This is a genomic window from Microbacterium sp. NPDC006705 (genome assembly GCF_044903545.1).
GTDB lineage: Bacteria > Actinomycetota > Actinomycetes > Actinomycetales > Microbacteriaceae > Microbacterium > Microbacterium plantarum.
In genome coordinates this window covers 1,243,824-1,257,232 of the sequence record NZ_JBJDQQ010000001.1, presented here as the reverse complement: position 1 = coordinate 1,257,232, position 13,409 = coordinate 1,243,824, and the positions used below count along the sequence as shown (strand labels likewise).

The 13,409-nt window shown below is 70.6% G+C and carries 12 protein-coding genes; 7 read left to right on the top strand and 5 right to left on the bottom strand.

Going from position 1 to position 13,409, the window contains the following annotated elements; genetic code table 11:
* Positions 1 to 30: 30 nt before the first annotated feature.
* Positions 31 to 1,830: a DUF2207 domain-containing protein gene (locus tag ACI2K6_RS06035; RefSeq protein WP_404568258.1), complete on the top strand. Its 1,800-nt coding sequence runs from the start codon at positions 31 to 33 to the stop codon at positions 1,828 to 1,830.
* A 286-nt stretch (positions 1,831 to 2,116) separates the two neighbouring features.
* A complete protein-coding gene (locus ACI2K6_RS06030; protein WP_112616605.1) occupies positions 2,117 to 2,449 on the top strand; it encodes a hypothetical protein in 333 nt (110 codons plus the stop codon).
* 23 nt (positions 2,450 to 2,472) lie between these two features.
* Here ACI2K6_RS06030 and ACI2K6_RS06025 read toward each other — a convergent pair whose 3' ends face one another.
* The 3 genes from ACI2K6_RS06025 to ACI2K6_RS06015 form a co-directional block, all read right to left on the bottom strand.
* A complete protein-coding gene (locus ACI2K6_RS06025) occupies positions 2,473 to 3,537 on the bottom strand; it encodes a sodium:calcium antiporter (protein WP_404568257.1) in 1,065 nt (354 codons plus the stop codon).
* A 69-nt stretch (positions 3,538 to 3,606) separates the two neighbouring features.
* Positions 3,607 to 4,845 (bottom strand): amidohydrolase, encoded by a 1,239-nt coding sequence (locus ACI2K6_RS06020; RefSeq protein ID WP_404568256.1) that lies wholly within the window; start codon positions 4,843 to 4,845, stop codon positions 3,607 to 3,609.
* A gap of 23 nt (positions 4,846 to 4,868) precedes the next feature.
* Complete coding sequence (locus tag ACI2K6_RS06015) at positions 4,869 to 5,141, bottom strand: VOC family protein (protein WP_404568255.1); 273 nt, start codon at positions 5,139 to 5,141, stop codon at positions 4,869 to 4,871.
* Between the two features lie 86 nt (positions 5,142 to 5,227).
* On the opposite strand from ACI2K6_RS06015, the gene ACI2K6_RS06010 reads away from it, so the two are divergent.
* Entirely contained in the window at positions 5,228 to 5,371 is a 144-nt protein-coding gene (locus tag ACI2K6_RS06010) for a hypothetical protein (RefSeq protein WP_404568254.1), read from the top strand.
* Positions 5,372 to 5,466: 95 nt separating this feature from the next.
* Here the strand turns inward: ACI2K6_RS06010 and ACI2K6_RS06005 are convergent, their stop codons facing one another.
* A complete protein-coding gene (locus ACI2K6_RS06005) occupies positions 5,467 to 6,486 on the bottom strand; it encodes a lytic transglycosylase domain-containing protein (protein ID WP_404568253.1) in 1,020 nt (339 codons plus the stop codon).
* A gap of 230 nt (positions 6,487 to 6,716) precedes the next feature.
* Between ACI2K6_RS06005 and ACI2K6_RS06000 the strand changes: the two genes are divergently transcribed.
* The 4 genes from ACI2K6_RS06000 to ACI2K6_RS05985 all read left to right on the top strand — a co-directional run bounded on the left by ACI2K6_RS06000 (position 6,717) and on the right by ACI2K6_RS05985 (position 11,625).
* On the top strand, positions 6,717 to 7,190 hold the full coding sequence (locus ACI2K6_RS06000; protein WP_114588189.1) for an S-ribosylhomocysteine lyase: 474 nt from the start codon (positions 6,717 to 6,719) through the stop codon (positions 7,188 to 7,190).
* 24 nt (positions 7,191 to 7,214) lie between these two features.
* Complete coding sequence (locus tag ACI2K6_RS05995) at positions 7,215 to 7,859, top strand: hypothetical protein (protein WP_404568252.1); 645 nt, start codon at positions 7,215 to 7,217, stop codon at positions 7,857 to 7,859.
* Positions 7,860 to 7,940: 81 nt separating this feature from the next.
* Entirely contained in the window at positions 7,941 to 9,443 is a 1,503-nt protein-coding gene (locus tag ACI2K6_RS05990) for a PepSY-associated TM helix domain-containing protein (RefSeq protein WP_404568251.1), read from the top strand.
* 88 nt (positions 9,444 to 9,531) lie between these two features.
* The gene (locus ACI2K6_RS05985) at positions 9,532 to 11,625 is read left to right on the top strand and encodes a glucose PTS transporter subunit IIA (RefSeq protein WP_404568250.1); all 2,094 of its coding nucleotides are present in this window, start codon (positions 9,532 to 9,534) and stop codon (positions 11,623 to 11,625) included.
* Positions 11,626 to 11,726: 101 nt separating this feature from the next.
* Here the strand turns inward: ACI2K6_RS05985 and ACI2K6_RS05980 are convergent, their stop codons facing one another.
* Entirely contained in the window at positions 11,727 to 13,352 is a 1,626-nt protein-coding gene (locus ACI2K6_RS05980; RefSeq protein ID WP_404568249.1) for an FAD-dependent oxidoreductase, read from the bottom strand.
* Positions 13,353 to 13,409 lie beyond the last annotated feature (57 nt).

Genomic DNA, 13,409 nt, shown 5'->3' with positions numbered 1-13,409 from the left:
CAACTTTACTGCCCGCCTAAGCTGGTCGGCATGATGCGTCGCACCCGGGCGGCACTCGCGATCGTGGTCCTCGTGCTGATCACGGGCCTTTTCGGGCTGGCGGTCCCTGCCGCGGCATCCGCCGACGAATCCACCGATCTCGACGCCTTCGTCTTCGATTCGCTCGCCGTGGACTACACCCTCAGCCGCGACGACGACGGCACGGCCAGGATGCGGGTCGTCGAGACCTTCGTCGCCGATTTCCCCCCGTCCGATCAGAACCGGGGCATGCGCCGCCTTCTGCCCGAGACCTACAACGGGCAGCCGCTGCATCCGGAACTCATCTCGGTCACCGACGAGAACGGCGATGCCCGTCCCGTCGAGACCGACAGCGAGGACGGCACCCTCGGCATCCTGACGCGCGGGCCCGAGTACCTGCACGGGCCGAACACCTTCGTCTTCACCTACGACCTCGAGAATGTCGTGTGGGACTTCCCGGACACCGGGCTCGAGTTCTACTGGGACGTCAACGGCACCGACTGGAATCAGCCGTTCCGGCAGGTGACGGCCACCTTGCGGGTCGACCCCGCTATCGCGGACGCCCTCGCCGGCCGGCAGGCCTGCTATGTCGGCGAGCAGGACAGCACCACGCCGTGTCCCGAGATCGTCGCCTCACCGGACGGAACCGCGATCACCGCCTCGGCGACCGACCTCGCGCCGCACGAGACGCTCACTTTCGCCGTCGGGTTCGAGGAGGGCACGTTCGAGGTGTACGACACCGGGTTCCTGGCGTCGCCGCTCGGATGGCTCCAGTCCGGGTCGACGGCGCTGCTCGCCGGCGCCACCGGCTGGGCGCTGCGCAATCGCCGGCGGTACCTCCGCGACGAGCCCGGGCGCCCGACGGTCATCGCCGAGTACGCGCCGCCGCGCCGCATCGATGCGATCGACGCGGCGGCGCTGTTGCAGAAGACGTCGAAGGCGATTCCCGCCGAGGTCCTCGAGCTGGCGCTGGTGGGCGCCATCCGCATCGTCGACGATGGGAAGAGCCGCTGGGGACGTGCGAAGCTGCAGGCGGAGCTCGTCGACCCTCGGGCCGCCGACGAGAACGGGCGCAGACTCCTGCGCGGCATGTTCCCGCATCACCGTCGTGGCGAGGTCTACCGCTTCGGATCCTCCGACACCCGGCTGTCCACCGAGACCCAGCGGGCGCTGAAGATGGCCAAAGACAGTCTCCGCGGTCGCGGCATGTACAAGCCCGTGCCGGCGGGAGTGCGCGGCTGGCCCGTCGCCGCGTGGGCGATCGCGGCGGGTCTGGTGGTCCTGTTCGGTGCGCTCGCGCTGAACGCTTACGTCCACCCCGCACTGCCCATCGTCGGCATCGTTCTGGCGGCGGCGTCGTTCCTGGTGGTCGTCTTCGCGGTCGCCGGTGAGCCGCTGTCGGACACGGGGGCGGAGATCCGCGACCATCTGCGCGGGCTCGACCTCTTCATCCGGTGGGCCGAAGCCGACCGCATCCGGATGCTGCAGTCGCCGACCGGCGCTGAGCGCGAGCCGGTCGCAACGGACGACCCCCGGGAGATGCTCCGGATTTACGAGCGGCTGCTGCCGTACGCCGTGCTGTTCGGCCGAGAGAAGGAGTGGGCTGCGCACCTGACGGCGCTCTACGGCGACGCGGGCATCGCGACGCCGGGGTGGTACGTGGGAACGGCGGCGTTCGATGCGTCATCGTTCGCGGCGGGCATCGGCACGCTGTCGTCGGCGGCATCGTCGTCGTCGTCGACGTCGGGCGGGTCGAGCGGCGGCGGGTCTGCCGGCGGGGGAGGCGGCGGAGGCGGTGGTGGCGGCGCCTGACGCGTCGTCCGCGCAGTCGGCTCGCGTAGCCGGAAAGCAGTTGAGGGTCCGACCGAAGAGGCATTCGGTCGGACCCTCGTCCCTTTGCACCAAGAGTTTCCTGCAATCACATGCCGGTGGCTGCCACAGCAAAACAGCTACCGTGCGAGCACTCTATAACGGCGAGGTAACGACGAGCAAGGGTTTTCCCGTTATCTTTTCGTAATCATCGGAAACGCTGAGCCGGCACCTCGACGACATCCGGTTTTCGGCCTTCGCAGTGCCGCAGTTCTGTCAGGATGAGCGCGTGCACGCCCACGGCCGAGACACCGCCAGCGGACCCTTCGTGGTCACGCTCGTCGTCGACCTGCCGATCGCCAAGCCCGATGCCCTCGAGACGATCGCCTTCGTATCGGACGGGGCGATCGAGAATGCGGGTACGGCCTTCCCGCGCGTCGGGCTGGGCCGGGACGTATGGGCCGAGGTGCAGATCCCGAAGTTCGCCGACCCGCCGCCGCTTGCCGTCGACGTCTGCTCGGACGTGTCGTGGGATGTCGCGGCGACAGAGGCCGCGCGGTTGGCCGATGCGCTGCGGCGGGTCGGATGGTCGGTGCGGTCGCCGCGCTCCGACGAGGTCTGAGTCGCCCGCCCGTCGCGGTCCGGTCACGCGGCGACGGCGAAGAGCCCCGCGATCCCCGCGCCGTAGAGAACGAGCACGGTCAGCGAGTCGACACCCATCCCGGCGATCCGCTTCGCCGGCCGGAAGATGAGCCCGACGACGTAGACGAGCGTCAGCAGCGCGGCCAGCGCGGTGAGGTAGATGTCGGCTCCATTCGCCTGCGGCAGCACCGCCTGCCCCGAGATCAGGGTGGCCACGAGGAACAGCACGGGCAGGAACGCATTGCCGCCGAAGATGTCGCTCATCGCGAGATTGTCGTCGCCCTGACGGATGGCCTGCAGCCCCGTGGAGATCTCCGGCAGCGCGGTCGCGAGCGCGAGGATGGTCGCGCCGAACAGCACACCCGACAGTCCGATCTCGTCGGCGATGGCGTCGCCGACCCGCTCGAGCACGACACCGGCTCCGAGCGTCGCGAGCGCGGAGACCGCGAAGGTCGCGACGACCGCCCCGGTGCTCATCGAATGATGCGGATGCCGCGGCTTGGCGCGCCGGTGCCCCGGGGTGTGTTCACTCGCACCCGGCGACGTGCCGTTCTCGTGCCAGGGGAGGTGCGTGCCGGCGCGCTGCACGAGGAAGAGCCCGGCGAGCCACAGTGCCGCGATGAGCACGACATCGGGGGTGAGGCGTGCGACGACGAGGTCGCTGGGAAGCTGGCTCCCCGCCATCACGACGGCGAGCACCGCGACCACGATCACGGCTTCGAGCACGAGGACGAGGGATGCGGCGCGATAGGTCAGCGGCCTGACCCCGCGACCGCGCTTGCCGAACAGGTCGAGGATCACCAGCACCACGGTCTGCAGCGCGATGCCACCCAGGATGTTGCCCACGGCGACTTCGAGGTTGCCCGCGATGGCGGCACTGACGGTGATGGCGATCTCGGGCAGGTTCGTGGCCACAGCGAGCACGATCAGCCCGCCGAACGCGCTGCCGATGTGCCAGCGATCGTCGAGGACGTCGGTCGACTTCGACAGCTGGATGCCGGCGACCCACACGACAGCGGCGGCAGCGGCGAAGACCACGAGGAGCAGCCAGAGGGGCAGGTTCGACATCCCCTCAGTGCACACCCGAACCGGCGCGACGGCGTACCGCTTGCGTTCGCGGCCGGAATGGACTCCGGCTCAGCGGAGCCAGCTGGACCGGCCGAACCGCTCCCACCGCTCGACGATGTGCACATCGCCGTCGTCCGTGGTCTCGAGCACCGTGGTGCCGCCGATGACGACGTGCTCGACTCGCGACTCCACCGCGAGCGGGTCGCCCGACCACAGGACGAGATCGCCGTCGCGACCGGCCTCGAGCGCGCCGACGCGGTCGTCGAGCCGCAGGATGCTCGCGGGGTTGGTCGTCAGCGCCTGGAGGGCGATGTCCGCGGGGAGTCCTTCGCGCACGGCGAGGATCGCCTGCAGACGGATCTGGTCGATCGGCACCACCGGGTGATCGGTCGTGATGGCGACGGTGACGCCGGCCTCGGCGATCAGGGCGAGCGCCCCGATCGCCCGGTCGCGCAGCTCGACCTTCGAGCGCGAGGTGAGCATCGGCCCGAAGATGACGGGGATGCCCTTCTCGGCCAGGACGTCCGCGATCTTGTGGCCTTCGGTGCCGTGGTTCACGACGAGCCGGTAGCCGAACTCCTCGGCGAGCCGGATCGCGGTGACGATGTCGTCGTGACGGTGGCTGTGCTGATCCCACAGCAGCGTGCCGTCGAGCACCTGAGCCAGCGTCTCCTTGCCGAGGTCGCGCTCGAACGGCTCGCCCTTGGCCGCCGCGGCATCCCGCTTCGCGACGTAGTTCTGGGCGCCGACGAAGGCGTCGCGCAACACGGACGCGACGCCCAGGCGGGTCGAGGGCGTCTGCTTCTTGTCGCCGTAGACGCGCTTCGGGTTCTCGCCGAGGGCGGACTTCACCGACACGTTCTCGGCGATCACCTGCTCGTCGACGGTGCGCCCGCCCCACGTCTTGATGGCGACGGTGCGTCCGCCGATCGGGTTGCCCGACCCCGGCTTGATCACGACGGAGGTGACGCCGCCGCGCAGGGCGTCGCGGAACCCGACCTCATCGATGTCGATGCCGTCGAGCGCGCGGAAGCGGGCGCCGTTGGGGTCGGTCATCTCGTTGGTGTCGTTGCCCGACCAGCCCTCGCCGTCCTCGTGGACTCCGAGGTGGCCGTGGGCCTCGACGAACCCGGGCAGAACCCAGCGCCCCGCGGCATCCACGATCTCGGCGCCGTCGGGCACGGGCGTCTCGGCCCCGCCGACAGCGGTGATCACGCCGTCCGTGACGATCACCGTCCCGCTCTCGATGACGGGCGCGGACACGGGGACGATGCGGCCGTTCACGACGGCGAGGATGCGGGGGGCCATGCCCTCGACCCTATGCCGGACGATCACGGGAGGCAGAACTCGTTGCCTTCGGGGTCTCGCATCTGCCAGTACCGCTCGGGCCACGCACCCCACTGCTGTTCCACCAGCCGGACGACGCTCGCCCCGAGCCCGACGAGACGATCCTTCTCGGCATCCACGGCCTCGGCCGTCGCGCGGCGAGCACCGTCGACGGGCGCGACCGACACGTCGATGTGCAGGCGGTTGCGCCCCCGCTTCGAGCCGGTGACCTCCTCGTCGCGACCGACGGTACTCCCGCCCTCCGACAGTGGGTACACCCGGTATCGCTGGACGGCAACGGGGCTGACCGCTCGCTGGCGACGTCGTAGCGTGAGCCACTCACGAACTGCAGGGAGGAACCACCATGAGCCTCAATGGAAACGTGCCCTTCGTCGCACCCGGTGAGATGCCCATCGACCCGATCGAGGAAGCTCCGACGCTCGAGGTCACGGCTGAGGACCCCCTCGACGAGGACCCCCTCGACGAGGACCCCCTCGACGAGGACTGACCCCGCTCCGGAACGGCGAAAGCGCACGTCCGCACGGTCTCCGCGTGAGCGGACCGTGCGGACGTGCGCTTTCGCGAACCGTCAGCGAGCGGTGATCAGTACCAGCCGACCGACTGCGAGTGGCCCCAGGCGCCGCAGGGCGAGCCGTAGCGGCCGGAGATGTAGCCGAGGCCCCAGCGAACCTGGGTGACGGCGTTGGTCTGCCAGTCGCCACCGGCCGAAGCCATCTTGCTGCCGGGAAGCGCCTGCGGGATGCCGTACGCACCGCTGCCGCTGTTGTAGGCCTGGTAGTTCCAGCCCGACTCCTTGTTCCAGAGCGAGACGAGGCACGAGAACTGGTCCTGGCCCCAGCCGAACTCGCCGAGCATGTTGCTCGCGGCCTGCTGCGCGGCGCCGGGGGAGTTGTCGCCCGTCGAAGCGACCGCCGAAGCAGCGGGCGCGGACGACGACGACGAGGACGATGAGCGCGAGCCACTCGAACGCTGGGCTGCGGCTGCGGCCTCTTCCTCGGCCTTCGCCTTCGCGGCGGCCTCAGCGGCTGCGGCCTCTTCGGCGGCGATCCGCGCGGCCTCTTCCTCGGCGGCCTTCTGCGCCTGTGCGGCCTCGAGACGTCCGCGGAGGTCGGCCGTCTCGGCCTGCACATCGTCGGTCGCGTCCGTGAGCTTGTCGGTGAGGTCGGGCAGGAGCAGCGTCGGGATGACCTCGGTGTCCTTCAGGCCCTCGATGCGCTCGCGCAGCTGCGTCGTGTCGATCGTCGTATCGCCCTCGATCGGAAGCGCGGCGGCCGAGACGTCACCGGTCACGGTGGCGGCCTCGACGACCGATGCCTCAGCCGCGGCGACGGCGTCGCTCGTGGCCTGCTCGATCGCGCTGAGCGGCTTCGCCGTCGACGTGACCGCGGCGGTCACCAGCGCAGCGCGCTGCATCACCGGTGCGGGGCCGGATGCCGTGGGCAGTGCGGCCGAGGCCGTCGTGCCCACGACCGCGGTCAGCCCCATGGCCAGCCCGAGGGTGAGGGCGGCGGGACGGACGAAGCGGCGGGATGCGGAGCTGGAGCTCACGCTGGCGGAGCGCCGCAGGTCGCGGCGGGTGGTCTGGTTCGACGAAGAAGTCATGCGAACAGGGGCGGTCCTTCGATGTTTGCGGGCACCGCGACAGGCGGCGGGCGTCTCGGGCGGACGCACAAAACTCCCCGAGTCTGCGGGTTGAGTCTGGACGAGTCCCGGACAGTCCCTGGACGTAACCTGAATGCCCGAGCGCGCCGAGCCCATGACGGGGAGCGTTACTCTGGCCGGAACGGCGGCGCTCGGCGGCCGTCCGACCGTCCGCGTCGAAGGAGGAACACGTGGCTGAAATCGAGAGCTTCACGCTGGATCACACCGCTGTGCTGGCCCCGTACGTGCGCCGGATCGGCGTCGAGCACGGACCGGACGGCGGAACCATCACCAACTTCGACGTCCGCTTCGTGCAGCCCAACGCCGGCGAGATCCCGACCGCCGGCATCCACACCATCGAGCACATGCTCGCGGGTCTCCTCCGCGATCGGATCGCGGGGGTCATCGACATCTCGCCGTTCGGATGCCGCACCGGCTTCCACCTGCTCATGTGGGGCGAGCCCGAGGTCGCCGATGTCGTCGCGGCGCTCACCGGCAGCCTGCGGTTCATCGCCGAGGAGGCCGTCGAGGCCGACATTCCGGGCGTCTCCGCTCTCGAGTGCGGCAACTACCGTGACCACTCGCTGCACTCGGCCCGCGAGTGGTCGAAGACCGTCCTCGATCAGGGCATCAGCCTCGACGCCTTCTCCCGCGTCGGCGTCTGACGCCAGCCGACCGACCGCCGCGACGTGACCCCTTCTCGCCACCAGCGCGCGCTGCGAGCCGCCGCTGCCGCGACCCTGGCCACGTTCGTCGCGCTGCTGTCGCACGTCGCAGCGGGAGGCGAACCGCCCTCGGCGCTGGGTGCCGCCCTCCCGTGGGCGCTGTCGCTGATGATCAGCCTCCCCGTCGTCGGGTGCCGCGTCTCGGTCGTGCGCCTCGGTGCCGCGGTCACGGCCGCGCAGACGCTCTTCCACGTCATGTTCGCCCTCGGAGTCGTGCCGCTCGCAGGCTCCGCACGGATGCCCACGCCGGCGTCGGGCCTGACGGGGCCGTTCAGCCTGCACGCGGGACATATGTCGCTCCCGGCATCCCCGTCCGCGCCGGGTGCGATCGCTGCGGCAGCCCCGGACGCCGCGATGATCGGTGCCCACATCCTGGCGGCCGCCATAACGACCCTGCTGCTGCATCGCGGCGAACGGCTGCTCGCGGCGCTCGCCGATCTCGCGCGGCGCATCGCGACGCGGCTGCGGTCTGTGACTCGGGATGCCGTCCCTTCCGCGCCGATGCCGCCGCGTCTGCGCCCCCTCGCGTCGAGCGTTCGCACACCGCGCCTTCGCGCCCTCGTCGCGGCGCCCGCGCGTCGCGGCCCGCCCGCTCTCCTCGCTCTCTGACGCCCCGGCGCCCGTCGGGGCGATCCGTCGTGCGCGCTGACCATGCTTCGCGTGCCGGCACCCCGATGACCGAGGAGTCCCATGTCCATCACCGAGTCATACGCGTCCACCGGCGGCGCCGCCGATACGGGCGGCGCGCCCGCCACCACGCCCCGCGAACACGCTCCGCCCCGGCGGTCGCGTGCGTGGGTCATGCCGCTGCTGCTGCGGATCCACTTCTTCGCCGGCATCCTGGTCGGCCCGTTCATCCTGATCGCGGCGCTCAGCGGAGCGGTCTACGTCGTGACGCCGCAGCTCGAGCGCGTCATCTACGCCCATGAGCTCAGCGCGCCGGTCACCGAGACGACACTCCCGATCGGCGACCAGGTCCGCATCGCCGAGGGGTACATCGGTGACGCCGCCTCGCTCGCGGCGGTGCGGCCCGCGCCCGCAGCGGGCGACACGACGCGCGTCATGTTCGCCCAGGAGGGGCTCGGTCCGAGCCAGACCCGCGCTGTCTTCGTCGACCCCGGAACGGGCGAGATCCGAGGCGACCTGACGGTCTACGGCACGAGCGGCGCGCTGCCGCTTCGCGCGTGGGTCAGCGACCTGCACCGCAATCTCCACCTCGGCGAGCCGGGCCGCCTCTACAGCGAGTTCGCCGCCTCGTGGCTCGGCATCGTCGTGGTGGCCGGGCTCACGCTCTGGGCGGTGCGGCTGCGTACGGCGCGCGCCAAGAAGGACCTGCTCCGCCCGAAGCGCGGAGCGCGGGGCTACCGACGCCTCTTCGGGTGGCACGCGTCGCTCGGAGTCTGGCTCGTACTCGGAGCGCTCTTCCTGTCTGCCTCCGGCATCACGTGGTCCACCTACGGCGGTGCGAACGTCTCGACGCTGCGAGCGGCACTGTCGTGGCAGAACCCGGCGCTGTCGACGGCGCTCGGTGACACCGGCTCCGGTGGTGCTGCGGGAGCCCATGCGGACCACGGGGTCGTCGCGGCGCCGACCGCCGCGGTCTCACCCGACACCTTCGACGACGTGCTCGCGGTCGCGCGCACCGAGAACGTGAACGTCGGCCTCATCGAGATCCGGCCGCCCTCGGCTGCGGGGCAGGCGTGGGTCGTCCAGGAGATCCAGCGCAGCTTCCCGACGGAGGTCGACGGTGTCGCGATCGACGGCGACACGCTCGCGGTCGTGGACCGGGTCGACTTCGCGGACTACCCGTTCATGGCGAAGCTCGCGCGGTGGGCCGTCGACCTCCACATGGGGTCGATGTTCGGCCTCGTGAATCAGCTCGTCCTGTTCGTGGTCGCCGCAGGGATCGCGACGATGGTCGTGCTCGGGTACCTGATGTGGTGGAAGCGCCGGCCCACCCGCGACCCCGCTCGCCGGATGGGCACGGTCCCCGGCGAGGCCCTTCCGAACGCGCCGGTATGGGGTGTCGTGCTCGTGGTGGCCGTCGCGATCGGCATCGGGTACTTCCTTCCCCTCGTCGGCCTGCCGCTCGCCGCGTTCGTCATCGGGGATGCGCTCGTACAGGGCGCCCGGGGTCGTCGGGCGCGGAGATCTTCCTCCGGGGGAGCGGAAACGAGTGTGGTCAGGCCATGACCGGTCAAGCCCTCGTTCCCGGCGAATTCTCAGGGTAAAGTTCCGGGCGAAGAACTCCGGCCACCCGTCGGAGAACAGGAGAGAAGCCATGACGACAAGCCCCGCTGAATCGATCGTCGACGCCGTCGGCGGTCCGGGAAATATCGAGAGTCTGACGCACTGCGCCACGCGCCTGCGTTTCCAACTGCGCGATTCCTCGAACGTCGATCAGTCGACGGTCGAGGCGATCCCCGGCGTCATGGGCGCCGTGCCGCAGGCCGGGAACCGCTACCAGGTCGTCATCGGCGGAGCCGTCCAGAACGTCTACAACGACATCAACGCGCTCCCGTCGATGTCGGGCGCCGGCGGTGGCGCTGTCGACGAGGACGACATCGACTCGGTCAAGGCGCGCGAGCGCGCGAAGGGCCCGCGCGGCAAGGTCGCCTGGCTCGACTCCCTGTTCGAGTTCCTGTCGGACTCGTTCCGCCCCATCCTCGGCGCGCTGCTGGGAGCATCCCTGTTCATCACGTTCATGGCGCTGATGGCGACTCTCGGCGTCATCCCGGCCTGGAACGCCCCGGGCGTCGTCCTCGACCCGTCGTGGCAGTTCGTCAACCTGATGTGGCAGTGCGTCTTCATCTTCCTGCCGCTCATGGTCGCCTACAACGCGGCCAAGAAGGTCGGGGCCGACCCGTGGGTCGGCTTCGCGATCATGGCCGTCGTGATGCTGCCGCAGTTCTCGGGTCTGGCGACCCAGGAGGGCGCGCAGCAGATCAACTTCCTCGGTTCGGACATCACGACCGTCTCGGTCTTCGGTCTGCCGCTGACGATCTTCGACTACAGCTCGCAGGTGTTCCCGCCGCTGCTCATGGCGGGTGCGCTCGGGCTGCTCTGGAAGGGGCTGCGCAAGGTCATCCCCGAGAACATCCAGCTGATCTTCGTGCCGTTCCTGGCGATGCTGATCATGATCCCGCTCACGGCCTTCCTCATCGGACCCATCGGTGTGTACGCGGGTGCCGGTCTCGCGAACGTCCTGAGCTCGATCAACACTTTCTCGCCGTTCATCTTCGCGATCGTGATCCCGCTCGCCTACCCCTTCATGGTGCCGCTCGGGCTGCACTGGCCGATCAACGCGATCATGCTGCTGAACATCCAGACGCTCGGCTACGACTTCATCCAGGGCCCCATGGGTGCGTGGAACTTCGCCTGCTTCGGCGCGACCGCCGGCGTGCTGTGGATCTCGTGGCGTGCCCGTGACAAGCAGATGCGGCAGACGGCGACGGGAGCCCTCGCGGCCGGTCTGCTCGGCGGCATCTCGGAACCCTCGCTCTACGGCATCCACCTGCGCTTCAAGCGCATCTACCCCCGGATGCTCGTCGGATGCCTCGTCGGTGGTCTCATCATCGGCATCGGAGGTGGCGTCAAGACGCAGGCGTTCGTGTTCACGTCGCTCCTGACGATCCCCGCCTTCGACTCGGTCGTCCTCTACGGCATCGCCGTGCTCGCGGCGTTCGTTGTCGCGATGGCCCTCGTCATCATCAGCGACTACCGCACGCCCGAGCAGCGCGCCGAGTTCGAGGCGCAGCGCGATAAGGCCGAGGCGAAGGCCGGCGCGACGGCTGCCGGTGCTGCGGCAGCGCCCGCTGCGGCTGCGGCCTCGGGCTCGTCGACCGCGGCACCCGCGCAGACCGCGCAGGGGACCGCGACCGCGACCCTCGACAAGCCCGGCGCCACCGATGAGGTGTCGGCGGCGATCGAGATCGCGTCTCCGCTCGACGGCACGGCCCTCGCGCTCTCCGAGGTGCCGGACCCCGTCTTCGGTGGCGGCGTCATGGGTCCGGGTGTCGCGATCGAGCCGACGGGCAACACCGTCGTCTCGCCCGGTGCCGGAACCGTCGCGGCTGCACAGCCGACCGGCCACGCGTTCGGCCTCGAGCTCGACAACGGGGTGGAACTGCTCATCCACGTCGGCATCGACACCGTCAACCTGAAGGGCGAGGGCTTCGAGGTCCACGTCAAGGCCGGCGACCGCGTGGAGCAGGGCACGCCCCTCGTGACGTTCGACCGTGCCGTGATCGAGAAGGCGGGCTACCCGCTGATCACGCCGGTCATCGTCCTCAACGGTGACGCGTTCGCGACGGTCGACCCCGTGGGCTTCGGCCCGACGACGACCGGCGCCCCCCTCCTGGTCCTGGAGAAGTAACTCCCAACCCCCGACCCCCAACGTCGACTCGCCACGAATCGCGGATGCCGGGCCCCCGGCATCCGCAGATTCTGGCGAGTCGACGTTTTACGTAGGTGGGGTCAGGGGAGGCGGCGGAGCAGGAGGACGCCGTCGAGCGGGTGCGGGGGACGGGATGCCGCGTGGCCCGATGCCGCAGAGGCGGCGTGCTCGCGGATCTCTCGCCGCTCGACGATCTCCTCGCGCTCGACCACCCACTCTGCGGGGTCGAGGTCGAGCGCGGCGCGCTCCTCGGCGGGCGTGGGGAACGGAAGATGGTCGTGCGGCTCGCCGTCCTCGGGCCCGCGCGGCGGTCCGCCGGCATGCGACACGACGAGCAGTCGTCCGCCCGGGGCGACGTGGCGCAGGGCGGCGCGCAGGAGCGGGATGCGGGAGAACTCCGGGTCCCACGAGTGCAAGAAGCTCGTCGTCACAAGGTCGAACTCGCCGAGCTCGGCCGCGTCGATCTCCCCGGCGACGAAGGTCGCGTCGACCTGAGCGTCACGGGCGGCCGCCTGGGCCCGTGAGACCGCCGTCGGCGACAGGTCGACGCCGGTCACCGACCACCCGCGCGATGCGAGCCACAGGGCATCGCCGCCCTCGCCGCAGCCCAGATCGAGCGCCGCGGCCGGAGTGAGCGAGCCCGCCGCCTCGAGCTCGGCGATCACCGTCGAGGTCGTCTCGTTCACGCGCCCCGACCACACCCGGTCCGTCTCGGCGTATCGCGCCTCCCAGTCGGCGGCGTGACCGCGGCGGCGCTCGAGCGCTGCGGCAGCGTCGCGGCCGACGAGCGCGGCGTTGACCGCGGCGCCGGCCATCGACCCGGCGCCCATCGACAGGGGGACGTTCGCCATCGGTGCGACGACGTTGCCGGCGGCCCACACGAGGGGGTGGCTCGTCGCCCCCGCCGCATCGACGGCGATGAACGACCCGACCGGTCCGTCGGCGCGGGCGAGGTCGAGCCCGGCGAGGAAGCCGTCGTGAGGCTCGAGGTGTCCGCCGGTGAAGATCGCGTCGATCGCCACGCGCTGCCCATCGGCGGTCACGACATCGCCGATCGCTGCGTCGCCGGCGTCGTCCACCGCTTCCGCCGGGCCGGTGACGGCGACCACGGGCGAGGAGACGGTGCGGATGCCGCGAGCGCGCAGCCGCTCCCGCACGTCGTCCCCGAGGTCACCCGCCGCAGCGGTGAACGCCACGACGTCGGGGCTCCACTGCCGTACGAGCTCGATCTGGTGCAGGCTCATCGGCGACGTCGCGAGCACGCCGATACGGCGATCGCGCACTTCCCACCCGTGGCAGTAGGGGCAGTGCAGCACGGTCCGTCCCCAGCGCTCGGCGAGCCCCGGCACATCGGGCATGCGGTCGGAGACGCCGGTCGCGACGAGAAGCGCTCGCGTCGTGATCCGCTCGGTGCCGCCGGCGAGGACGACCTCGAGGCCGGCGTCGATCTCGGTCACCGACGCGACGCGTGCTGAGCGGAAGACGACGCCGTAGCGTTCCGCCTCTTCTCGGCCACGCCGGCGGAGCTCGGCGGGCGAGGTCCCGTCGAAGCCCACGACGGCGTGCATGTGCTCGGCGAAACGATTGCGCGGGCTGTCGGAGTCGAGCACGAGGGTGCGGCGGCGGGCCCGTCCGAGCATCTGCGCGGCGCTGAGGCCGGCGGGGCCGGCGCCGACGATGACGACGTCCTGATCGAGATTCTGCATGTCGAACAGCATCCGGTTTCGAGTGCGGTCTGGCAAACAGGTTTGCGGAAATGGCAA